Source organism: Phaeovibrio sulfidiphilus (assembly GCF_014861485.1).
Taxonomy (GTDB): domain Bacteria; phylum Pseudomonadota; class Alphaproteobacteria; order Rhodospirillales; family Rhodospirillaceae; genus Phaeovibrio; species Phaeovibrio sulfidiphilus.
In genome coordinates this window covers 606,929-629,948 of the sequence record NZ_JACZHT010000001.1, presented here as the reverse complement: position 1 = coordinate 629,948, position 23,020 = coordinate 606,929, and the positions used below count along the sequence as shown (strand labels likewise).

Here is a 23,020-nt window from a genome sequence, read left to right as displayed (position 1 = left end):
CGATCCGCCTGCGCCTCCCGGCCCTCCCGGGGGGCGCTTTTTTCTGTCCTGGTGTCCGGAGCCCCTCCCATGTACCGGATGTTTGTCCTGATTTTCTGCCTGGGCCTCGTGTGTGCGGGGCTTGTCCGGTCCGGTCCGGCCGGGGCGGCCGCCGACGGGGCCGACGCCCTGTCCCGGGTCCGGGATCCTGCTGAGCTGCCGTCCATCGGGCGCCACAGGGTGACCGATGTGGTCGACGGCGACACAGTGGTTCTGGATACGGGCCGCGAGGTCCGGCTGGTGGGCATTCAGGCGCCCAAGCTGCCCCTGGGGCGCAAGGGGTTTGCCGAGTGGCCCCTGGCGCCTGAATCCCGGCAGGCTCTTGTGGACCTGGTGGACGGCCGGACCGTGACCCTTCACGCCGGGGGCGCGACCGAGGACCGGCACGGCCGGATCCTGGCCCACCTTGTCACGGACGACGGGGTCTGGATCCAGGGCGAGATGATCTCCCGCGGGCTTGCGCGGGTTTACACCTTTCCCGACAACCGGGCCCTGACCGAAGCCCTGTACGGGCGCGAGGCCGACGCCCGGGCCGCCCGCGCCGGGATCTGGGCGCTGGACTGGTACGCCGTGCGTCCGCCTGCCCGTCTGGACTCCGAGATCGGCACCTTCCAGGTGGTGGAGGGAACGGTGGTGTCCGCCGCCCGGGCGGGCCGGACCGTGTACCTGAACTTCGGGCGCGACTGGCGCCGGGATTTTACCGTGTCCATCCCCGAGCGGCTTCTCGAACGGTTTTCCGCTCTCGGGCGCGACCCTTTGGCCTGGACCGGGAAGACGGTGCGGGTGCGCGGCTGGCTGCGCGAAAAGAACGGGCCCTGGATCGAGGTGACCCATCCGGAGATGATCGAGGGCCCGATCACGGATCCGTGAGGGCCCGCGCCAGGCCCACGGTCATGCGCGGGTGGGGGCGTCCGCCCCTGCCGGGCCGACGGTCGTGTGTGTCTGCCCGGGCCATGCCCGACCGATGGGGCTGGCGGGAGCTACACTCCCGGTTTGACGGGCTCACCCCCGGGGATTCCCCACTTTGCCCAAGTCTGGTACACTCCACGCCCGGGCGGGGCGTTTCTTGTCCGCCTCAGGGCGGTTTGGTCCGTCGCGGTTCGGGGAGGCCGTGGGGCCCGGCATGATGGCGGGCCCGGGGGAACGGGCTTGCACCCCGGGGTGGCCGCATGGTCCGGGTGATACGGGCATCCGCAGCGGTCTGAACCTCCGGTTTCGGTCCGATGATGTCTCCCGCCGGGCGTTTCGGGGCCTGTTCCGGTGCCTCCCCGGCGTTTTCTTGCAGATCGCCTTTGACGACGGGCCGCGGGCTCTCTAAATGAAACCGGTACAGTTCAAGTATTTGGGGGTAGCTCAGCACCATGGCCGACCACATTACGAAAACGCTCATTCTCGGATCCGGCTCCGCGGGTTGCACGGCGGCGATCTATGCCGCCCGGGCGGCTCTGAAGCCGATCGTCGTCAGCGGGATGCAGCCCGGCGGGCAGCTGACGATCACCACCGAGGTTGAGAACTTTCCCGGGTTCGAGGATCCGATCCAGGGGCCCGAGCTGATGGAGCGCATGCGCGTTCAGGCCGAGCGGATGGGCACTGTCTTCTGCCAGGACCACATTGTGTCCCTGGATCTCTCCACCCGGCCGTTTGTGGCGGTGGGGGACAGCGGGGATCGCTACATTGCCGACACCCTGATCCTGGCCACCGGCGCCTCGGCGCGCTGGCTGGGCCTGGACAGCGAGGTCACCTGGATGGGCCGCGGCGTTTCGGCCTGCGCCACCTGTGACGGCTTCTTCTTCCGCGGCCGGGAGGTCGCCGTGGTGGGCGGAGGCAACTCGGCGGTGGAGGAGGCCCTCTTCCTGGCCGGTCCCGCATCACGGGTGACCCTGATCCACCGCCGGAACTCGCTGCGCGCGGAGCAGACCCTCCAGGACCGCCTGCTGTCCCATCCGAAGATCCGGGTTCTCTGGGACCGTCAGGTCGTGGAGATCGAGGGCGGCGGAGAGCCGGCCGGGGTGACCGGCGTGCGGCTGCGAAACGTCCACACGGGCGCCGAGGAGGTGCTGCCGGTGGAGGGCGTGTTCATCGCCATCGGCCACACGCCGAACACGGACCTGGTCCGCGACCAGCTGGACACCGACGACGCCGGATACATCCGGACCGTTCCGGGAAGCACGAAGACCAGTGTGCCCGGAGTTTTTGCCGCAGGGGACGTTCAGGATCCCGTGTTCCAGCAGGCCGTCACGGCGGCGGGGACCGGGTGCATGGCCGCCCTGGAGGCGCTTCGCTTTCTTGAGGAGACGGGGTCTGCAGGAGCCTAGCCCGGGTCGGGCCGGGGCGACCTGCAAGACGTCCGGACGAGGGATATGCCGCAAAGACTGGATGTGATGGACTGGGACAAGCTGCGGGTGTTTCACACCGTGGCGGAGGCGGGAAGTTTCACCCGGGCGGGGGATTTCCTGAACCTGTCCCAGTCGGCGGTCTCCCGCCAGATCGGGGCCCTGGAAGAGGCGCTGGGTGCGCCTCTTTTCCTGCGTCATCCCCGGGGCCTGGTGCTGACGGAGCAGGGGACGCTTCTGTTCGAGACCACCCGGTCCATCGTCTCCAACCTGACCGAGCTGGAGTCCCGCCTGGACGAGCAGGCGGACGATGTGTCCGGCCCCCTCACCATCTGCACCTCGCTGGCGTTCGGAACCCTCTGGCTGACGCCGCGCCTGAAAACCCTCACGGACCGCTACCCGAAGCTGGAGCTGTCGGTCACCCTGACGGATGTGTCCATCGACCTGGGAACCCGTCGGGCGGACCTGGCGGTGCGCTTTATCGCCTCCGAGCAGCAGGACCTGATCCAACGACACCTGGTGCGGATGCCCTACCGGGTTCTGGCCTCCCGCGAGTACCTCCAGCGCTACGGAGTCCCCCGCGGGGTCGAGGATCTGGACCGGCACAAGATCCTGGCGTATGGCAACGAGCTCGATCCGCCGGCGGACAACCTGAACTGGCTCCTGAGCGCCGGGCTCCCCCCCAAGAGCCCGCCCCGTCAGCCGGCGCTGCGGATCAACAACCTTCTGGCCATACATCGGGCAGTGGGCAACGGAATGGGCATTGCGGCCCTTCCGGGGTACTTCCTGTGCGACTCCCCGTGCGACGAGATCGTCTCGCTGCCGGGCTTCGACGTGCCCTCCCTGAGCCTCTATTTCCTGTACACCAAGGAAATGCGCTACCGGAAACGGGTCGAGGTGTTCCGGGACTTTCTGATCAGCGAGCTGAAGGCCTGCGGGCTGAACGCCCCCGAGGATCTGGGAACCTGACCTTCCCAGGGCCGGGGTCGGGATGTCTGGCCAAGACGGCCGGGCCGGGGCCGGAGAGGGGGGCGCAGGTTCGGCGGGTGTCCGGATGCCTCCGGGTGGGGTGGGGCAGGGCCAGGACGGGGCCACGGGGCGCCTTTTCCCCGGGGATGCGGCTCAGGGGGGGCTGCCGCCGGGCGTGGGCCGTCCGAGTCACACATGCGCGTGACGCATGGCTCCCATGAAATAAAATATATGGCTTTCGCGGGCTTTCAGGGGTAAAACTGTTCTTAGAGAGGCGGTGACGCTTCACAGGATTTCGGAAGCCTCGCGGTTTCCATCTTGTTCCGGGCTTCTGCCCGGCTCCAGGGTGCTGGTCTCCAGTATCCTACGTCTCCCAGACGTGAAACCTCCCTGTTCCGACTTACCCCGCTTGTATTTTTGCAAGCGGGGTTTTTTTTGCCCGGTGTCGGGCTGTGTCGGGGGCTTTGTGCCCGGAGTGCCTCTGGGCCGCCAGGGTGCCTGGCGGTGAGTGTGCCCGTCATGTGCCCCTGTACCGCGTCATGATGCCTGCCGGTGAGTGTGCCCGCATATGCCGCCGCGTGGGTTTATGGTGCCTGGGGGTGAGTGTGCTCGCATATGCCCCCCGCGTGGGGTCATGGTGCGTGGGGGTGTGTATGCCTGCCCGCGTGGCTCTTGCACGGGGTCGTATGGACCGGGGCCCGTCCGATGCCTTCGCGTGGGGTCGTAGGGCCCGGCGCCGCCCGGTGTCATCCCTCGTCGTGCCGCACTGCCTCGCCTTGCCCGGTCCCGCCCCGTGGCACCCGCCCTCACGGGGGTGCCCGCCCGTGATCCCTCGTTGTGCCGCTCCGCCCCCTTGCCGGGTATCGCCCCGTGGCACCCGCCCTCACGGGGGTGCCCGCCCGTGATCCCTCGTTGTGCCGTTCCGCCCCCTTGCCGGGTATCGCCCCGTGGCACCCGTCGGGGCGCCTTCGCATCGCCCGGGCGTGGGGCGCCCGCCCGTGATCCCTTGCATCGCCGTCGGGGCATGGGGTGCCGCCTGCGTGTCTGCCCATCCCGCCGAGGCATGGGGTGCTGGTCGGCGCGTCTTCGCATCTCGCTGGGGCGTGGGGTGTCTGTTCGCGATCCCTGGCGCTGCGGGGCTCCCGGCGCCCCTTTGTGGCGTCCAGAGCGTCACGCGGTGACATCCCGCGTCCTTTGGTATCATCCGGTGCCCGCTGGCGCGTCTCGGCGTCGGGTCGTGTGGACCGGTGTCCGTCAGAGGCCTCCGCGCGGGGTCGCAGGGTCCGGTCCTCGCCCGCGTGGGGCCGCATCGACCGGCGCTGGCCCGGTGACATCGCCCGCTCGTGTGCCTCCGCGTCGCGCCGCGTCACTCGGCTTCGGGGAGCCGCTGTTCCTCCAGGACGGCCGCCAGGCCTTCCCGGTAGCTGGGATACAGGAGCTCGGCCCCCAGGTCGGATTTCATCCGGTCATTGCGCACCCGCCGGCATTCGGACCAGAAGGACAGGGCCATGGGCGACATGGTCCGGGAGGCGTCCTCGAACTCCAGGGTCTCCGGGGCGGGCATCCCCAGAAGCTCATAAGAGTAGCGGACCACATCCGCGTGCGGAGCCGGTTCGTCATCCGCCAGGTTGTAGAGCCCGCCCGCGCCCGGCGCGTCCATGCTGGCGTGCACGGCCCGGGCGATGTCGTCCACATGAATGCGCGAGAACACGTGCCCTTCCTTTGCGATCGGAACGGGGGGCGTGCCCCGGGCCGCACTTTCGATCCGCAGGAGGTCCGACACCGTGCACCGGCCCGGCCCGTAGATCCCGGACAGCCGGAACACGGTCACAGGCATGCCGGTTCGGGCGCCGAACGCGCGCCAGGCGTCCTCGGCCTCGAGGCGGAGCTTCGCGCGCTCCGAGCCCGGGCGGCAGGGGGAGGTCTCGTCCACCCAGTCCCCCCGGGTGTCGCCGTAGACTCCCGTGGAGGACGTGTAGCCGATCCAGTCCACGGGCGCCTTCTCAAGGACCGACGCATAGTCCCGCAGGAACGGATCGCCGTTCTCATCCGGGGGGGCGGTGACCAGGAGATGGGTGCAGTCCTCGAGGACCGCCTGGAAGTCCCGCAGAAAGCTGTCGTCGTGCCCCCGCAGCCGGAGAATGCGGACGTCCGGGTGGTACCGGGACAGCCCCTCCGCCCAGAGCCCGGTTCGGGTCGTGCCCGCCACGTCCCACTCGTCCGCGTCCAGGTGGCGGGCGAGATGGCGGGCCGTATATCCGAACCCAAAACACAGCAGTCTCTTTTTCATAATTTAGCCTCGGCCTGAGGAGATGCGGGGGTGGGAGACATGAGTTAAACTCATTCGTTATGATAACAACGCCTGGATTTCAACCAAAGATTAATAACCCGATCTTAACCCCCGAGGCTCATAATAGGGCAAAGCCTCCCTTTTCTGGCGTCCCGGGGGCTGATCCGGGGCCCGGAACCGGACCTGTCAGCGGAGTTTGATGCCATGTGCCCCCCTGTTCACCCGCCTGTTACCGGTCCCCTGCGTGCCATCGTCCTGGTTTTCGTGATCGTGTTTTCGGTCGCGGCAGCGGGCTGGACGACCCTTGCGCAGGCGGCAAACGGTAGCCCTGTTGATTTGACCTCCCCGGCCTGGGGAGACGAGTTCTCCCAGCCGACCATGGTGGCGCCGCCGCCGCCGGTGCATTCGGCCGGCGGATCCGACAGCTACGGAGGCGGAGCGTCGTATGATGGCGCATCCGGTGCGTCTGGCGCGTCCGGCGCGCCCGGCGCGCCCAGAGGGGCGAAGCCGCCCCTGAGGACCGGAACCACCGGCGCGACGTCGTCCGGCTCGCAGTACATGACGGCACCGCCCACGGATGCTGAGGCCCGTCGCGATGCCCGCGCCCTGATCCTGGCCAGCGAGGCCACCCTTTATCGCATGATGACCGACGGCGGCAGTGCCAAATCCCTGAATGACCTTCTGCCGAAGGCGCGGGGCCTGCTGATCGTCCCCTCGTTCACCCGGGCGGGCTTCATTGTGGGCGGGGCCTGGGGCAACGGCATCCTGATGACCCGTCTTCGCGACGGGAGCTGGTCGTCACCGGCGTTCTATCGCCTCACCGCCGGGTCTCTGGGCCTTCAGGTGGGGATTCAGGACGCGGAGATCGTCTTCCTGCTGATGACCGAGGCCGGGATCCGGGCGGTCATGCAAGACCAGTTCAAGGGCGGGGCCACCGCCTCGGCCACCTTCCTGTTTGTCGGCGGCGGGGCCGAGGCCTCCACCACCACAAACGTGGGGGCCGACATCTATGGCTTCTCCCAGTCCACCGGCCTGTACGGCGGTCTGAACCTGGAGGGCACGGCGGTGGAGCCCCGCTATTCCTGGAACCAGGCGATTTACGGCCCCGGCCTGTCTCCGGCGGCGATTGCGGTGGACGGGCGGGCCCAGACCCCCCTGGCCGATGGCCTGAAGGAGTTCCTGGCGGGGCGCTAGCCCCGTCGGTATCGTCGGTGTCGCCGGGTGGTCCCGTGGGGCCGTCGGGTGGTTTGGGCTGTGGGCGGGAGCCCGGCCTGCACGGGGGCCACAGGCCCCGGTGGGCGACGGCCACGGTCCGCGTGCCCGTGGGCGACGGCCGGCCGGGCATCCGGACACGAAAAAGGGGGCGCGGACGGATCCGGCCCCCAATTTTTGTCTGTGATCCGCGGGAAACGGGATCAGAGGTCCGTGGACAGACCTTCCGGAGCGTGCTCGTCCTCGTCCTCGTGGATGAGGGCTTCGGCTTCCAGCTCGTGGGCGTCGGCGAGCTCGGCCGCCTCGGCGCTCTCCAGGAGATCGGCCGCACGGGCGCGGGCCTCTTCCTCGGTGCGCGCGATCGCGACGGAGACCGTCACCACCACTTCCGGGTGGAGGGAGATGCGGATCTCGTGGTTGCCCAGGTCCTTGATCGGGTGGTGCAGCTGGATCTGCTGGCGGGAGACCGTCAGGCCCTCGCTCTTCAGCGCATCGGTGATGTCGCGGGCCGTGACCGAGCCGTACAGCTGGCCGCCCTCGGAGGCCTGGCGGATCATGAGAATGCTCATGCCCTCGGCGCGCTTCGCGATCTCCTGGGCCTCTTCGCGGCGCTTAAGGTTCAGGGCCTCCAGCTCAACGCGGCGGGCCTCGAAAATGGCGCGGTTTTCCTTGGTGTTGCGAAGGGCCTTCTTCTGCGGAAGAAGGTAGTTGCGCGCGTAGCCGTCCTTGACCTTGACGATATCGCCCATGAAGCCAAGCTTCTCGATGCGCTCAAGCAGAATAATATCCATTGTTCATTCTCCGATGCGAGGCGGTGCAGGGCACCATCCCCGGGCTGGCCGACGGGTCTTTCCGCTGGAAAGAGGGTTCGCGTTGCGGGCCAGACAGTGAAGGCCGTGTCCCGGAACGCCGCTGCGGCCCCGGAGCGCACAGGCATCCGGGACCGCAGGTCCGTTTCGGGACGGTGTCGGCGGATCAGCCGTTCGTCACGTACGGCAGCAGCGACAGGAAGCGGGCGCGCTTGATGGCCAGGGCCAGTTCACGCTGCTTCTTGGCCGAGACGGCCGTGATGCGGGACGGGACGATCTTGCCGCGCTCGGAAATGAAGCGCGAGAGCAGCTTGATGTCCTTGTAGTCAATCTTCGGGGCGTTGGGGCCCGAAAACGGACACGTCTTGCGACGACGGAAAAACGGGCGACGGGGAGGGGCCATTATTCTTCTCCTTCTTCCTGCGGGGCACTGCGGCGCTCGCCACGCGGGGCGCGGTCGCCGCGCTCCGGACGGTCACCACGCTCCGGACGATCACCGCGGCCGCGGGTCGGGCGCTCCGGACGGTCGTTCTTCTGCATCATGGCGGAGGGAGCCTCCTCCAGCTCGTCGACGCGGACCACCATGTGGCGGATCACGTCTTCGTTGATGCGCAGGCGGCGTTCCAGCTCGTGGACCGCGGGGGCCGGGGAATCAACGTTGAAGAACAGGTAGTGTCCCTTGCGGTTCTTGCGAATGCGGAAAAGCAGAGCGCGAAGGCCCCAGTTCTCACGCTTCGTGACCGTGCCCTCTCCCTCGGCGAGGATGGAGACGACCTCCTCTCCGAGTGCGTCGATCTGGGCGGAGCTCAGATCCTGACGCGCAATAACAGTACATTCATAAAAGGCCATTTTTCATTCCCTTATGGCTTGTCTCTTCCCCCCCGGTGAACAGGCGGAGTGCCGGTTCGGCGGGGCATAGCCGTATCACCGTGGCGATTCGGCAAGGGTTTCGGAAGCCGGGCACTATACAGGTCTTGTGGAATAGCGCAAGGAAAACCGGACAGCCGGACCGGGAGCCTCGCGCTGTCCGGGTGGGCGGGCGCGCGTTTTGGGGGCGGGGGGCGGTTTGGGGCGTGCGGGAGAGCGCTTTGGGGGCGACCGGGGCCGGAGTCCCCTTTGGGGGGCAACTTCAGGCGCGTGCCCCTGGGGGAGGGGCGGGCGGCGGTTGCGGGTGCCGGGGAAAGGGCGGGGCGAAGGTTTTCTTGGCCCACGCTTTTCCTGTCCCTACCCCTTATCCCTGTCCCGGTCTGTGTTCCTCTCCGTGAGCCCGACCCGGCTCCGGGCCTAGTGGCCCTTCTTGTCCCCCGGCTCGGCGTTCGAGCGCAGGATATAGGTGTCCATGATCCAGCCGTTCCGCTGGCGGCCGTTGTCCAAGGCCTGGTCGATCTGGGCACTCACATCCCCGACCGGTCCCCGGGCCAGGATCTGGTTCGAGGTGCCCAGGTAGGCGCCCCAGTAGATGGTGTGCCCGGTTTCGGCGAAGCCCCGGTAGGTCCGCTTGGCGTCCAGCATGACCACCGCGTTGGTGACCTCTGCCGGGTCCATGTCCTCCAGGAGCCGACCGGTGGTGATGGTGATCGACTCGCCGATCCGGTTCAGGGGGATGCGGTGGGCGGCGGTCAGGGCCTGAATGCAGGTGATGCCGGGGATGACGGTGAAGTCCATGCCCAGGTTCGGGTCTTCGGCCTGGATCTGCAGCAGGGAGTCGATCATGCCGTCATACAGGTTCGGGTCGCCCCAGACGAGGAACGCGCCAATCTCGCCGTCCGCCATCTCGTTGGCGATCATGGCGTGGATGCCCTCCGAGCGCTTGTCCCGCCAGTCCTTGACGGCGGCCTCGTAGTTGGCGGCCTCCCGGTCCCGGGCGGGGGTGGAGCTGGTCACGACGCGCCAGGGCTTCGCGGTGGCGTGCTTCTCGAGGATGCTGCGCCGGACGTCGAGAAGCGCGTCCTTGCCCACGCCGTCCTTCTCCAGCAGAAAGAAGACGTCCACGGTGTTCAGGACGCGCACGGCCTCAAGCGTCAGGTGCTCGGGGTTGCCGGCACCGATTCCGATCAGGTGAATGGTTTTCATGGGGGATCGTTCCATCCTATCGAGCGAGCGCCAGCAGCGCATCAAGGTCGAGGTCGGCCTCCATATGGTCGGCCAGCCTGTCGAGAGCCTCTTCGATCCGGGCCTCGTAGTCCAGTGAAGAAACGGCGGCTCCTGTGTCCGCCAGCCAGTGGGTGCGGAACACGTCCGAGCAGAACAGACGGTGCAGGCCCGAGCCCTGAACCCGCCCGGTGGCGGACACCGCGCCCTCGGTGCGGTCGTCGAAGACAAACCAGGGGCGCTCCAGTCCCGGGCCTGTGACCTGGCCGCTGCGGGTCTCGAAGCCGGTGACCCGCACGCCGGTGGTCCGGTCGGGGCTGTCGCACTCTGTCAGGGTCCGGTCCGGGGTGATCAGGGTCTCGATGTCCAGAAGGCCAAGGCCCCGGGTCTCCCCGGCGGGGCCCTCCACGCCGTGCGGATCCCGGACAACGGTTCCCAGCATGTGGAAGCCGCCGGACAGCCCCACCACCCGGCCGCCCCGGCGCACGTGGGCCAGGATATCGATGTCCCAGCCTTCCTGGCGCAGGGCTTCCAGGTCGGCCCGGGTGGACTGGGATCCGGGCAGGATGATCACATCCGTGTCCGCGGGGATGGGCATGCCGGGCTGGATCCAGCGCAGCCGGACCGAGGGCTCGGCGGACAGGGGATCCAGGTCGTCGAAGTTGGCCACCCGGGGCAGGCGCGGCACCGAGATCACAAGCCCCGAGCCGCCGGACTCGGTCGGGCGCTCCAGGGCCAGGGTGTCCTCGGCGGGCAGGCGGGTGGCGTCGGGGAACCAGCGCAGCCAGCCCAGGAGGGGCCAGCCGGTGCGCTCGGTGATGGTGTCGCAGGCGGGCTGGAAGATGGACCAGTCCCCGCGGAACTTGTTGATCAGATAGCCCCGGACCCGGGCGCGGTCCGCGTCGTCCAGAAGCGCGTGGGAGCCGATCAGGGCCGCCGTGGTGCCGCCCCGGTCGATATCCGAGACCAGGATCACCGGCAGGTCGGCGGCCTCGGCCAGGCGCATGTTGGTGATGTCCGAGGCGCGCAGATAGGCCTCCGCCCCCGAGCCTGCGCCCTCCACCAGGACCAGGTCCGCCTCATCGGACAGGTGGTAGAGGCTCTCGAGGATGGGGGTCATCAGGGTGCGGCGCATCTTGTGGTACTCCCGCGCCGGGCAGGCGCCCAGCACGCGGCCCCGAAGAACCACCTGCGAGCCCACCTCGGTCTGGGGCTTCAGCAGCACCGGGTTCATGTGAATGGACGGGGCCACCTTGCAGGCCCGCGCCTGAAGCGCCTGGGCCCGCCCGATCTCGCCCTGAAGGGGCACACCGGCGGGATCGCCGGGAAGGGGCTCCACGTCCAGGGCCAGGGCGGCGTTGTTGCTCATGTTCTGGGCCTTGAAGGGGCGGACCCTCAGGCCCCGCCGGGTGTAGGCCCGGCACAGGCCCGCCACCAGCATGCTCTTGCCCACGTCCGAGGCCGTTCCCTGGAGCATCAGGCATTTCGCGTGCCCGGCTCCTGTGAGACGGCGGGGCCAGGGCGTGTCGGGGAAGGGGGCAAGGGGCGGGATCATGGGGCGTGCTTTCGAGGCAGGGGAATTACGGGGCGGAGGTCGCGCAGCGCAGGCGGGAGGAGCCTGCGGGGGCGGATCCGTCGCGGTGCCCGCGTCCGGGGGCACCGGGCGCGGCGGGGAAACGGATGGGATGGCCGCACGGGCGTGGCGCGGGCGGGACCACGGCGGCGGCCGTCCCGGGGGCCGTCATGCCAGGGGCTTCTGGACGGCGTAGAGGGTCAGGGGGCAGGGCGCCCGCCAGACGTCGAAGCCGCCCAGCCGGTCGTCCCTCGCCAGGGCGATGCGCACGAGCGAGCCGCCGTGGCTGTCCTTCAGGGCCAGAACCCGCGCCTCGGTCTGGAGGGTGACGGCGGTGGCCACCAGCCGCCCGCCGGGTTTCAGCGCGTCCCAGCACGTCTCAAAAACCCCCGGCCCCGTCAGGCCGCCGCCGATAAACACGGCGTCCGGGGGCGGAAGGTTTTTCAGGGCTGCAGGCGCGGATCCGGCTGCGATCTCCAGGGCGGGAACGCCCAGGGCTCGTCGGTTGGCGTCGATGTTGGCCCGGCGCTCGTCCCGGGCCTCGACGGCGATGGCGCGGCAGGCGGGATGGCAGCGCATCCACTCGATCCCCACCGAGCCGCTGCCCGCGCCCACGTCCCACAGAAGCTCGCCGGGACGGGGGGCAAGACGGCCCAGGACCATGGCCCGCACGTCCTGCTTGGTCAGCTGTCCGTCGTGCTGGAAGGCGTCGTCCGGCAGGCCGGGCATCCGGGAGAGCCCGGCGCCCACGACTCCGTCCGGAGCGCCGGAGGACACGGCAATGGCCAGCACGTTCAGGTCGGCCCCGGGGGCCGCGTTCCAGGTTCCGGCGCGGCCCTCGAGGCGGTTCTCCCGCTCGCCGCCCATGTGCTCGAGCACCGTCAGGCGGCTCTCGGCAAAGCCGCAGTGGCACAGGAGCCTGGCGATGGTGGCGGGGCTTCCCGCGTTTTCGGACAGCACCAGGAGCCGGGCGCCCTCGGTGAACCAGGGCAGGATGTTCTCCACCGGGCGGCCGTGGACCGTCAGGCACGCCGTGTCCTGGAGCGCCCAGCCCATCCGGCCCGCCGCCAGCGAGAAGGACGAGGCCTGGGGCAGCACCCGCATTTCCCCGGCGCTGTAGCGGCGCGACAGGGTGGCCCCGGCGCCGAAAAGCATGGGGTCGGCGCTGGTCAGCAGGCACACGGGGGTGCCGCGCCGGGCATCCAGGGCCGCGTAGGAATCGGAAAAGGGCATGGCCCAGAACAGGCGCTCCACCCCCGGGCGCTCGGGGACCATGGCCAGGTGGCGGCGCCCGCCCATCAGGACGGTGGCACTGTCCACGGCGGCGCGGGCCTCGTGGCCCAGGCCGTCCAGGCCGTCTTCCCCAATACCAATGATCGTGAGCCACGGGGTGTTCATCGGGCTGTCCTTGCCTGAAAAGAGCGGGAGGGGGCGGGCCGCAGCCGCGGGCGTGTCCCGGAGCCGACACCGGGTGCCGGGATCGGAGCTGTCCGGTGCCCGCGCCGGTGCGGGTGCGGGTTCGGGGAGGGGTCCGGGATCGCTGTGTCCATCGGGATCGCTGTGCCCATGCGTGCAGGCCGCCGGGTGCTCATGGTCGTGCCCCTACTCGCGCAGAACCAGTGAGCGCAGAATGGAAATCAGGTCGGCCTGCGGATCCGGTGTGTCGCACAGGGAGCCCCGCAGCAGGGCGTCGCTGGCGCCGGCGGGGGCCTCGCGCCCCACCCGCAGGGGCGAGACGAAGGCGACGCAGTCCACTCCCGAGGGGCCCCGGGCCTCGGCCAGCCAGGCGTTGCCGTAGGGGAGTTCGATCACCGAGAAGTCCACGTATTCGGCGCCGGTGCGCTGGGCCAGGGAGGGGCCGTAGAGGGTCCGCACCAGGCGGGCCGGATCCTCGGACGCGGCCAGGTAGGCCGGGGCCACATAGCGCGAATAGAGGATTGCCCCGCCCCGGAGCTTCTGGACATAGACCTCCCGGGCGGGAGCCGGGCGGTAGCCCAGGCCCTCGTCCAGTTCCGGAGGCACGGCCAGAAGAAGCCGGGACAGGTTTTTGTCGATGGTCTGCATGGGGCCCGGGGGGCCGTCCAGCCACGGGTCCGAGGGAGCCCAGTCGGCCCGGTAGGGCACACGGGTCGCCGTGCACCCTGCCAGAGCCAGAACCGCTGCTGCCGCAACAAGGGCTTTCCGGACCCGGGCCGTCATGCTCAGTCGCCCCGCGCCATGGCGCCCAGACGCAGACGCAGAGCGTTCAGCTTGATGAAGCCCTCGGCGTCCTGCTGGTTGTAGACGTCGTCCTCCTCGAAGGTGACGAAGTCCATGTTGTAGAGCGAGCGCTGCGCCTTGCGGCCCTCGGTGATCACGTTGCCGCGGTACAGCTTCAGGCGCGCGGTGCCGGTGACGTTCTCCTGGCTCTTGTCGATCAGGGCCTGGAGCATCTCGCGTTCCGGGGCGTACCAGAAGCCGTTGTAGATCAGGCGGGCGTAGCGGGGCATCAGGTCGTCGCGCAGGGCCATGGCCTCGCGGTCGAGGGTCAGGCTCTCCACAGCGCGGTGGGCGTGGAGCATGATGGTGCCACCCGGGGTCTCGTAGACGCCGCGGCTCTTCATGCCGACGAAGCGGTTTTCCACCAGGTCCAGACGGCCGATGCCGTGGCGTCCGCCGATCTCGTTCAGGCGCTCCAGCAGGCGGGCGGGGGAGAGGCGCTCGCCGTTGACGGCCACCGGGTCACCCTTCTCGAAATCGATCTCGATGATCTCGGGCTGGTCGGGGGCGGCCTCCGGGGACACCGAGCGGCGGAACATGTCCTCGGGCGGGCCCTGCCAGGGATCCTCCAGAACCTTGCCCTCGTAGGAGATGTGCAGCAGGTTCGCGTCCATGGAGTAGGGGGCCTCGCCGTGCTTGTCCTTCGGCACGGGGATCTGGTGCGCCTGGGCGTACTCGATCAGCTTCTTGCGGGAGTTCAGATCCCACTCACGCCAGGGCGCGATGACCTTGATAGCCGGGTTCAGGGCGTAGGCCGTGAGCTCGAAACGGACCTGGTCGTTGCCCTTGCCGGTGGCGCCGTGGGAGATGGCGTCGGCGCCGGTCTCCCGGGCGATCTCGACCAGGCGCTTGGCGATCAGCGGGCGGGCGATCGAGGTGCCCAGCAGGTACTGGTTCTCGTAGAGGGTGTTCGCGCGGAACATGGGGAACACGAAATCCCGGACGAACTCCTCGCGGAGATCCTCGATGTAGATTTCGCGGATGCCCATCATCTCGGCCTTCTTGCGGGCGGGCTCCAGCTCCTCGCCCTGGCCGAGGTCGGCGGTGAAGGTCACGACCTCGCAGTCGTAGGTGTCCCTCAGCCACTTGAGAATGATCGACGTATCCAGACCGCCCGAATACGCAAGAACAACTTTTTTGACAGCACTCATCTTGGCACCCCTGGTGTCAGACATTGAAGCGGAACAGGAAGACGTCTCCGTCCTGGACGACATACTCCTTGCCCTCGGACCGCATTTTCCCGGCCTCGCGGGCTCCGGTCTCGCCCCCGAAGGCGAGGTAGTCGTCGTAGGCGATGGTCTCGGCGCGGATGAAGCCGCGCTCGAAGTCGGTGTGGATCTCTCCGGCCGCCCGGGGCGCCTTCGAGCCCCTGGGAACGGTCCACGCCCGGGTCTCTTTCGGCCCGCACGTGAAGAACGTGATCAACTGGAGGAGATCATACCCCGCACGGATGATGCGGGTCAGCCCGGTTTCGGCCAGGCCCAGGGCTTCCAGGAACTCGGTCTTTTCCTCGTCCGAGCCCAGCTGGGCCACCTCGGCCTCGATGGCCGCGCTGATGACCACGGATGTGGCGCCCTCGGCGGCGGCCTTCTCGGCCACCTTGCGGGACCAGGCGTTGCCCTCGGCAGCGGCGGCCTCCTCGACGTTGCACACGTACAGGACGGGCTTGGCCGTCAGAAGCTGGAGCATCCGGAACAGGCGCAGCTGCTCGGCGTCGCCGGGACGGGCCACGCGGGCGGGCTTGCCGTCACGCAGGGCCTCAAGGACGGGCTCGATCACCGCAACCATGGCCTTGGACTCGGCGTCGCCGCCCTTGGCCCGCTTGGACAGGTTGGTGTAGCGCTTTTCCAGGCTCTCGAGATCCGCGAGCATCAGCTCGGTTTCCACGGTCTCGGCGTCCCGGACCGGGTCCACGCCGCCGTCCACGTGGGTGATGTCGTCGTCCTCGAAGCAGCGCAGGACGTGGATGATCGCGTCCACCTCGCGGATGTTGGCCAGGAACTGGTTGCCCAGGCCCTCGCCCTTCGAGGCGCCGCGCACCAGGCCCGCAATATCCACGAACTCCAGCTGGGTCGGGAGGATCTTGGCGCTCTTGGCCGCTTTTGAAAGCGGTTCAAGCCGGGGATCCGGCACCGCCACGCGGCCCACGTTCGGCTCGATGGTGCAGAACGGGAAGTTCGCCGCCTGCGCCTGCGCCGTCGAGGTCAGCGCGTTGAAAAGTGTGGACTTGCCCACGTTGGGCAGTCCGACGATGCCGCATTGAAACCCCATGTTTTCCGAATGTCCCCTGGTCAGTAAGTCAAAAGTGTACGAGCCGGCCTAGCGGTCGCCGCGTTTCAGAAGGGCCCGCATGAGAGCCTGGGCCAGTCCCGTGTCCGCAGGCGCATCCGGTCCCAAGGGAGCGGACGGCGGGGCGGGGCGGGACCGGGGGCCGTCTCCGGCCGGGTCTTTGGTTCGGGCGGTGTCCGGACCAGCGGGGTCCGGTGTTCCGGTCTTTGCCGCACCCGGCTTCCGGGGCGGTTTGGTCAGGACCGCAAGGCGGCTTGTCATGCCCGAGGCATCCCCCGCCAGCATCAGCGGGAACGCCTTCGCAAGGCCGCCCAGAAGGGTGTCGATCTCCGCGCGCTCGGCCTTCGAGAAGTCGGAGAGCACGTGTCCGTGGACCCGCGCCTTGTCCCCCGGGTGGCCGATGCCCAGGCGAACGCGCCAGTAGTCGGCGCCAATGTGGGCGTCCAGGTCGCGCAGGCCGTTGTGTCCGCCGTGTCCGCCGCCCTGCTTGACCCGCACGCGGGCGAAGGCCAGGTCCAGGTCGTCGTGGAACACGATGATATCCGAGGGAGGAATTTTGTAGAAGCGCGCGGCCTCGCCCACCGACTGCCCGGAGCGGTTCATGTAGGTTCCGGGCATGAGCATGAGGACGCGTTCGTTTCCGATCCGTCCGTCGGCGAAGTCTCCCTGGAAGCGGCTCCGGAACGGTCCGATCCCATAGGCCGAGGCAAGGGCCTCCAGCGCCATGAATCCGACGTTGTGACGGTTGCCCTCGTATTGGGAGCCCGGGTTGCCGAGACCGACCAGTAGTTTCATTGTTGCAGGGTCCTGGGCCCGCCCGGCCCCGGCCCGGACGGGCGGGGGACGGACGGGTCATGGAAGGGACGAAACCCGGGGGCGCGTCAGCCCTCGGTCGCCTCGCCCTCGGTCTCGGCCTCGGCCATCACCGACGGAGCGGCGATCGAGCAGATCGTGAAGTCACGGTCCGTGATGGTCAGGCGCAGGTTCGACGGGATCGCAATGGCGCTGACGTGGAACGTCTGGCCGATTTCCGCGCCGGTCAGGTCCAGCTCGAAGGACTGGGGCAGGTCGGCGGGCTTGCCGATGACCTCGATCTCGTGGCGGACCACGTTCAGCACGCCGCCGCGCTTGATGCCCGGGGAGGCCTCTTCGTTCAGGAAGTGGACCGGGATACCGACGGTCACCTCGGTGTCCTTGTCAATGCGCAGGAAGTCCACGTGGGTCGGCGCATCGGTCACCGGGTGCCACTGCAGCGCGTGGAACATGACGTTCCCGGCGGCCTTGCCGTCGATGTCGACCTTGAAGATACGGGTCGAGAAGCCAGGCTTCCGGATTTCGGCCATCACGATACGCGGATCAAGTGCGACCAGCGAGGGAGCCTTGCGGCCACCGTAGATCACGCCCGGAACCAGGCCTTCTCTACGTGTGGCGCGGGCTGCCCCCTTACCTGCCCGGTCACGACCCTTGAGGGAAAGGGATGCGTTGTCGGTCATCGTTCGTCTCTCTTTTCAATGGAGAATCTCTACAGCCGGTCCGGCCTCCAGGGGTGCCGGCACCGAACAGCCCGCCCGCGGCGCGGGCAGGAATGAAGGGGCGTCTTTACACTCTTCGCCCGGTTTTGGCAAGAGAGACGAACGGCGCGCCCCGTGTGTTTGCGGGGGGCGGGCGCCGTTTTGGCCGGAGTGCGACCCGGGGCTAGCGCCGGGAGCCGGCGCGGGGCTAGCGCCGGGAGCCGGCTCCGCCCGGTGAGACCAGGTACCGCTCCAGCCAGGTGTGGGCCGCGCTCTCGAACGCCTTGTCGAAATCCGTGATCATGGCGGACACCAGGTCCATCCAGACTCCGTCCCGGTCGTCGAGGGAGGCCTTCTCGGACAGGGATCGGAACGCGGTGACCCGGGCGCTGGCCTGGGCTGCGACCACGTGGGTTTCCGTGTCCACGATCTCGAGCAGGGCATCCAGGGTGCCGTCATAGCGCTCCGAGGGCTCGGTTCGGAACAGGCCGCTGAACCCGGACTGGGTCGAGAGCGGTTTTTCCGTCACGGCGCCGTCCAGGACGATCAGCCGCGCAATGGCGCCGCGCTCGCCGGTGACGCCCAGGCGCTCGGCGGACCAGCGCTTCAGGGCGGTCACCGGAGACACGGGCATCAGGTACTCGACGTTGGCGCCCGAGCGCGGGGACTGCCAGTCCTCCCGGATCTCCAGGGCCTCGACCCGCAGGACCAGCCGGGGGGTGCGGGGCAGCGCGATGGACGTTTGCAGCGGCTCGCTCCGGGGCGCGGGCGTGCAGGCGCTGGCCGTCAGCCCCGCAAGGACAAGGGAGCCAGCGGTAAGAAAACGCCTGCGAGTCAGAGACATGGGTGCAATCCCGTCATGGCGGAGCTCGGGGTTTCAGGTTTCCAGGGAGGCAAGCCAGGATTCAAGCTGCTCGTGGGAAATGGCGTGATGGGTCTGGCAGAACTCGCAGACCACATCGATAACCCCCAGATCCCGAAGGGCGTTCCGGTCCTCCTCGCCCAGGGCCGCCAGGGTGCGCATGACCTTTTCGGTCGAGCAGCGGCAGCCGTAGAACACGGGCCGGGTGGCGCCGGGGTGCAGATCCTCGGCGTGGAACAGGCGGTACAGGAGAACGCGGGGGTCCAGGGACAGGTCCGTCAGCTCTTTCTCGGTCAGGGTGTCCATCAGGATGCTGGCGGTTTCCCAGCTGTCATCCCACTCCGGCTCCCAGGTGCCCGTCGCGGGGGGCATTCTCTGGAGCAGAAGGGCCGCCGAGCGCCAGGTGCCCGAGGGGCTGTCCGGCGGCGCGGACGCGAGGATCAGGCGGGTGGGGATCTGCTCGGACCGGGTGATGTAGGTCAGGGCGCACTCGGTAACCGACTCGCCCTCCAGGCTGACAATGCCCTGGTACGGGGACATGCCGGGCCCCTGGTCCACCGTAAAGGTCAGGACGCCCTCTCCGGTCAGGGCCGGGAGGCTGCACGACGGCAGGTCGGGGATGGCCTCCTCGTCGAACCGGGCGACGGCCCGCACCATGCCCGCGCTGGTCACGTCCACCACCAGAGCCCGCACGGGGCCCTCGGTCCGGACCTGAAGGGTGAACAGGCCCTCGTACTTCAGGGAGCTGGACAGGGCAATGGCAAGGGTCACGCACTCGCCCAGAAGGCGTCCCACGGGCTCGGGGTAGTCGTGCTTGCCCATGATGTCGGAGGTCACGCGCCCGGCGCGCACCAGGGTTCCGCGCAGCACGCCGGATCCCAGGAAGAAAGGCTGTATCAGGTTGTCAAAGCTGGTCACGCCGGTTCTCGTTTACAGAAGTGCAGGCCCGGGCGGGGGCCGGAAGAGCCCGGGCGTATACAGACAATACAGGTCGGTGTATCGGAAAAAATCCACAACGGACGGCGCGTGCGCACAGTCCGGCCCGGTCACGACGCCGTTCCCCGGCGGTCGTCCCGCCCGGCGCGAGGGCCGGACGGGTCGATTCGCTGTTCCCGTACTATAGGGGCAAAGCCCCGGAGCATCAAGAAGCCCCGGAAATCAGCCGCCCAGGCACCACAGCAGGATGGCCTTCTGGGCGTGGAGGCGGTTTTCCGCCTCGTCCCAGACCACCGACTGGGGGCCGTCCAGGACGCCGGCGGTGACCTCCTCGCCCCGGTGGGCCGGAAGGCAGTGCATGAAGATCGCGTCGGGCGCGGCCTGCTTCATGAGGGACGCCGTGACCTGATAGGGCGAGAGGGCGGCCTTGCGGCGGTCGCGCTCCTCGTTTTCGTGGGACATGGACACCCAGGTGTCGGTGACCACGCAGTCCACGCCCTGGACCGCATCCTCGGGGCGCTCGACCACCTCGACGTCGGCCCGGTTGGCGCGGGCCCAGTCCAGGATCTCCGGATCCGGGGCGTAGCCGGTCGGGCAGGCCAGGCGCAGGCGGAAATCGAAGCGGGCGGCCGCCGTGATCCACGAGTAGGCCATGTTGTTCCCGTCGCCAACCCACGCGACCGAGCGGCCGCGGATGGCGCCCCGGTGCTCCTCGAAGGTCATGATATCGGCCATGACCTGGCAGGGGTGGGCCTTTTCCGTCAGGCCGTTGATGACCGGGACGCTGGAGTGGCGGGCCAGCTCCAGCAGGCGGTCATGGGAATCGGTCCGCAGCATGATGGCGTCCACGTAGCGCGACAGCACCCGGGCCGTGTCGGAGATGGTCTCGCCGCGGCTGAGCTGAAGGTCGCCGCGGGAGAGCACAAGCGGATCCCCGCCCAGCTGGCGCATGCCGACCTCGAATGACACCCGGGTCCGGGTGGAGTTCTTTTCAAAGATCATGGCCAGCGTCCGGCCCCGGAGCGCCCGGATGTCCTGTTCCAGGCGGGATCGGTGATCCGCCTTGAGCCCCACGGCCTGGCTGATCAGGGCGCGAAGGGTGACCGAATCAAAATCCCGGAGGTCAAGAAAGTGGCGCGGGGCGCTCGAGGTGGTCATATCAGGGGGTCTCCCCTTCCAGAGAATCCAGAGCCGTCCCGATCATCTCGAGGGCGGCGTCGATTTCCAGGCGTCCGATGGTCAGGGGCGGCAGAAGCCGCACCACATTGCCACCGGCCTGGACGGTCAGAAGTCCCGCGTTGCGCAGGGCGGTCAGGACGTCCGTGTTCGGCGTGCGGCACACAAGCCCCAGCATCAGACCCCGGCCCCGGACGCCCTCGATGGCGCCGTTCGGGCGGTCTGCAATCAGGCGCTCGACGCCCTCCCGGAGGATCTCGCTCGAGTGGCGTACGTTCTCCAGGAAGCCGTCCGAGGTCAGTTCCTCGATGACGGCGGAGCCCACAGCCATGGCCAGCGGGTTCCCGCCGTAGGTCGAGCCGTGGGAGCCCGGCGTGAAGGCCGCGCCCACCTCGCGGGTGGCCAGGCAGGCCCCAAGCGGGAAGCCGTTGCCGATCCCCTTGGCGGTGGACAGGATGTGCGGGGTCACGCCGTCGTGCTCGTGGGCGAACAGGCGGCCCGTGCGGCCCATTCCCGTCTGGACCTCGTCGAAAATCAGGAGAAGCCCCTCCCGGTCCGCAAGCTCCCGAAGGCCCTTCAGGTAGCCTTCCGGGGCCGGGGTCAGTCCGCCCTCGCCCTGGATCGGCTCGACAATGATGGCGCCGGTCTCGGGGGTCACCGCAGCCCGGGCGGCCTCCAGGTCGCCGTAGGGCACGTGGTCGAAGCCCTCGGTCGCGGGCTGGAAGCCCTCAAGGTGCCGCTCCTGGCCGCCGGCCGCCAGAGTGGCCATGGTCCGGCCGTGGAACGCGTTCTTCGCCGCGATCACCCGCCAGCGCTTCGGGCCGCCGTGCTTCAGGTACTGGTAGCGCCGGGCCAGCTTCAGGGCGGCCTCGTTCGCCTCGGCGCCCGAGTTGACGAAAATCACGCAGTCCGCAAAGGATGCGGCGCACAGCTGCTCGGCAAGCCGCTCCTGCCCCGGAATGCGGTACAGGTTCGAGCAGTGCCAGAGTTTCTCCGCCTGGTCCTTCAGGGCCTGGACGATGCGCGGGTGCGAGTGCCCCAGGCCCACCACGGCGATGCCGGTGGCGAAATCCAGGAAACGTCGGCCGTCCGAGGCGAAGAGCCATGCTCCTTCGCCCCTTTCGAATGAAAGGTCGAGGCGGGAGTAGGAGGGCATCAGAGCCTGATCAGTCGACATGGTGTGTCCCTTTTTCTGGACAGGGAACGGGAGCGTTCCGGGTTTGCGGAAACGCGAAAAAGGGCGCTGGCCCAATGGCCAGCCCCGTAAAGAGAGCGATTTATCCTCAACAGGCCCGGTATTGTCAACTGTCGTCTGAGGTTCGGGGGCCGTCCGGTTCGGGGATGCGGACGGCGCAAACGTTGGGATGCCGGCGCTTTGTGCGCAGGGGTTGTGGAGGTGGTGGCGGCGGCGCCGCGGGCGGGCGGGCAGTGCGGGCGGCAGGGGGGCGGTGCGGGCGGCCTCCGCTGGGCAATAGGCCTGCGCCGGGCGATGGGCACGGGCGCCGGGGACTGTTGCCGTGTCCGCCGGGCGGTTCTCCACGGGTCAGCGCGGGAGGCCTCTATCCCCCCCCGCTTCCCCCGGGTTCTGTTTGGTGCCCCGGGCGTGGGGGGCGGCGGTGCCACGGCCGCTCCACGGCCGCTCCACTCCGGCCCCGGTTACCCCCATGCCACCCCATCCGGTTATCACACCGGTTCGCGCCCCCAACGCCGCTGCCCCGTGGCCGCCGGGCCTATCGCTGGTCCAGCTTCAGCTCGATGCGGCGGTTGCGGGTCAGGGCCTCGTCCGTGTCGCCGGTGTCCAGGGGGTGGCCCGAGCCGAAGCCCGCCGCCACCAGGCGCTCGGCGGGCACGCCCCGGTCAATCAGGAAGTTGACGACGGAGATGGCCCGCGCGCTGGACAGCTCCCAGTTCGAGTGGAACTGGGCGGTGCTGATGGGGCGCTTGTCCGTGTGCCCGTCCACCCGGAGGATCCAGTCCAGATCCTTCGGGATCTCGGCGGACAGGGCCAGAAGCGTTTCGGCGATGGCGCCCAGGGTTGCCTCGCCCTCGGGCTCCAGGGTGGCGGAGCCGGTGGGGAACAGCACCTCGGACTGGAAGACAAAGCGGTCCCCCACGACGCGGATATCGTCGCGCTCCCCGAGAAGGGCCCGAAGGCGCCCGAAGAACTCGGAGCGGTAGGCCCGCAGTTCCTGGACCTTCTCGGCCAGGGCCGCGTTGAGCTGGGCGCGGAAGACCTCGATGGCGACCTCCTGCTCCCGGGAGCGGGTCTCGGACGCCTCCAGGGCTTCCTGGAGCGCGGCCAGCTGGCGGGTCAGCTGCTCGATCTGGAGCGACAGTTCCGGCACTTTGGCCCTTGCCTCGGCGCCCGCCTCCGCCTCGTCGCGGGCCTGGGTCAGGGAGCCCTCCAGCGTGGCCAGGGACAGCTCCAGACGCGACTTCTCCGCCTGCTCGAGGGCCAGAAGCTCGCTCAGCTGCTGGGTGCGGGCGTTCAGCTTCTCGATGGTCTCGTCCCGGGAGGACAGGGTCCGGCCCAGCACAAACTGGGACAGGATGAACACCAGAAGCGCAAAGATCGTGATGATCAGAAGCGTGGAGAGGACATCCACAAAGGCGGGCCAGATGTCCACGCTCTGGAAGCGCTGGCGGCGGTGTCGGGACATGGCGCGGGCCC

At 68.9% G+C, this 23,020-nt stretch carries 21 protein-coding genes; 4 read left to right on the top strand and 17 right to left on the bottom strand.

The features are described 5' to 3' along the window. Nucleotides 1-69 precede the first annotated feature (69 nt). The 3 genes from IHV25_RS02610 to IHV25_RS02600 all read left to right on the top strand — a co-directional run bounded on the left by IHV25_RS02610 (nt 70) and on the right by IHV25_RS02600 (nt 3,341). Nucleotides 70-909, top strand: coding sequence for a thermonuclease family protein (locus IHV25_RS02610; protein WP_192533397.1), 840 nt, complete (start codon nt 70-72; stop codon nt 907-909). A gap of 491 nt (nt 910-1,400) precedes the next feature. Beyond that, entirely contained in the window at nt 1,401-2,354 is a 954-nt protein-coding gene (gene trxB / locus IHV25_RS02605; RefSeq protein WP_192533396.1) for a thioredoxin-disulfide reductase, read from the top strand. A gap of 45 nt (nt 2,355-2,399) precedes the next feature. Continuing rightward, nucleotides 2,400-3,341 carry a LysR family transcriptional regulator gene (locus IHV25_RS02600; protein ID WP_242018736.1) on the top strand — a complete coding sequence of 314 codons (942 nt, stop codon included), beginning with the start codon at nt 2,400-2,402 and terminating at the stop codon, nt 3,339-3,341. Nucleotides 3,342-4,707: 1,366 nt separating this feature from the next. Here IHV25_RS02600 and IHV25_RS02595 read toward each other — a convergent pair. Continuing rightward, a complete protein-coding gene (locus IHV25_RS02595) occupies nt 4,708-5,631 on the bottom strand; it encodes an SDR family oxidoreductase (protein ID WP_192533395.1) in 924 nt (307 codons plus the stop codon). Between the two features lie 204 nt (nt 5,632-5,835). Between IHV25_RS02595 and IHV25_RS02590 the strand changes: the two genes are divergently transcribed. Then, the gene (locus IHV25_RS02590; RefSeq protein ID WP_192533394.1) at nt 5,836-6,825 is read left to right on the top strand and encodes a lipid-binding SYLF domain-containing protein; all 990 of its coding nucleotides are present in this window, start codon (nt 5,836-5,838) and stop codon (nt 6,823-6,825) included. Nucleotides 6,826-7,046: 221 nt separating this feature from the next. Here the strand turns inward: IHV25_RS02590 and rplI are convergent, their stop codons facing one another. The 16 genes from rplI to IHV25_RS02510 form a co-directional block, all read right to left on the bottom strand. Further along, nucleotides 7,047-7,634 (bottom strand): 50S ribosomal protein L9, encoded by a 588-nt coding sequence (gene rplI, locus IHV25_RS02585; RefSeq protein WP_192533393.1) that lies wholly within the window; start codon nt 7,632-7,634, stop codon nt 7,047-7,049. Nucleotides 7,635-7,818: 184 nt separating this feature from the next. Continuing rightward, nucleotides 7,819-8,058, bottom strand: coding sequence for a 30S ribosomal protein S18 (gene rpsR, locus IHV25_RS02580; protein ID WP_338048577.1), 240 nt, complete (start codon nt 8,056-8,058; stop codon nt 7,819-7,821). Continuing rightward, nucleotides 8,055-8,501, bottom strand: a complete 447-nt coding sequence (gene rpsF / locus IHV25_RS02575; RefSeq protein ID WP_192533391.1) for a 30S ribosomal protein S6 — start codon at nt 8,499-8,501, stop codon at nt 8,055-8,057. Before rpsF ends, rpsR begins: the two co-directional genes overlap by 4 nt. A gap of 435 nt (nt 8,502-8,936) precedes the next feature. Continuing rightward, on the bottom strand, nt 8,937-9,725 hold the full coding sequence (gene cobF, locus IHV25_RS02570; RefSeq protein ID WP_192533390.1) for a precorrin-6A synthase (deacetylating): 789 nt from the start codon (nt 9,723-9,725) through the stop codon (nt 8,937-8,939). A 16-nt stretch (nt 9,726-9,741) separates the two neighbouring features. Next, nucleotides 9,742-11,298 carry a cobyric acid synthase gene (locus tag IHV25_RS02565; RefSeq protein ID WP_192533389.1) on the bottom strand — a complete coding sequence of 519 codons (1,557 nt, stop codon included), beginning with the start codon at nt 11,296-11,298 and terminating at the stop codon, nt 9,742-9,744. Between the two features lie 186 nt (nt 11,299-11,484). Continuing rightward, complete coding sequence (cbiE, locus tag IHV25_RS02560) at nt 11,485-12,714, bottom strand: precorrin-6y C5,15-methyltransferase (decarboxylating) subunit CbiE (RefSeq protein ID WP_192533388.1); 1,230 nt, start codon at nt 12,712-12,714, stop codon at nt 11,485-11,487. 204 nt (nt 12,715-12,918) lie between these two features. Beyond that, nucleotides 12,919-13,515, bottom strand: coding sequence for a hypothetical protein (locus IHV25_RS02555; RefSeq protein WP_192533387.1), 597 nt, complete (start codon nt 13,513-13,515; stop codon nt 12,919-12,921). A 2-nt stretch (nt 13,516-13,517) separates the two neighbouring features. Then, the gene (locus tag IHV25_RS02550) at nt 13,518-14,726 is read right to left on the bottom strand and encodes an argininosuccinate synthase (protein ID WP_192533386.1); all 1,209 of its coding nucleotides are present in this window, start codon (nt 14,724-14,726) and stop codon (nt 13,518-13,520) included. A 16-nt stretch (nt 14,727-14,742) separates the two neighbouring features. Continuing rightward, complete coding sequence (gene ychF, locus IHV25_RS02545) at nt 14,743-15,846, bottom strand: redox-regulated ATPase YchF (RefSeq protein ID WP_192533385.1); 1,104 nt, start codon at nt 15,844-15,846, stop codon at nt 14,743-14,745. Between the two features lie 48 nt (nt 15,847-15,894). Continuing rightward, nucleotides 15,895-16,659 (bottom strand): aminoacyl-tRNA hydrolase, encoded by a 765-nt coding sequence (gene pth, locus IHV25_RS02540; RefSeq protein ID WP_192533384.1) that lies wholly within the window; start codon nt 16,657-16,659, stop codon nt 15,895-15,897. 86 nt (nt 16,660-16,745) lie between these two features. Continuing rightward, the gene (locus tag IHV25_RS02535) at nt 16,746-17,357 is read right to left on the bottom strand and encodes a 50S ribosomal protein L25/general stress protein Ctc (protein WP_192533383.1); all 612 of its coding nucleotides are present in this window, start codon (nt 17,355-17,357) and stop codon (nt 16,746-16,748) included. 226 nt (nt 17,358-17,583) lie between these two features. Next, the gene (locus IHV25_RS02530; RefSeq protein ID WP_192533382.1) at nt 17,584-18,219 is read right to left on the bottom strand and encodes a hypothetical protein; all 636 of its coding nucleotides are present in this window, start codon (nt 18,217-18,219) and stop codon (nt 17,584-17,586) included. A gap of 33 nt (nt 18,220-18,252) precedes the next feature. Then, a complete protein-coding gene (gene hslO, locus IHV25_RS02525; RefSeq protein ID WP_192533381.1) occupies nt 18,253-19,155 on the bottom strand; it encodes an Hsp33 family molecular chaperone HslO in 903 nt (300 codons plus the stop codon). A 240-nt stretch (nt 19,156-19,395) separates the two neighbouring features. Then, nucleotides 19,396-20,331, bottom strand: a complete 936-nt coding sequence (argF, locus tag IHV25_RS02520) for an ornithine carbamoyltransferase (protein ID WP_192533380.1) — start codon at nt 20,329-20,331, stop codon at nt 19,396-19,398. Between the two features lies 1 nt (nt 20,332). Further along, complete coding sequence (locus tag IHV25_RS02515) at nt 20,333-21,526, bottom strand: aspartate aminotransferase family protein (RefSeq protein ID WP_192533379.1); 1,194 nt, start codon at nt 21,524-21,526, stop codon at nt 20,333-20,335. Nucleotides 21,527-22,079: 553 nt separating this feature from the next. After that, complete coding sequence (locus tag IHV25_RS02510) at nt 22,080-23,009, bottom strand: peptidoglycan -binding protein (RefSeq protein ID WP_192533378.1); 930 nt, start codon at nt 23,007-23,009, stop codon at nt 22,080-22,082. Nucleotides 23,010-23,020 lie beyond the last annotated feature (11 nt).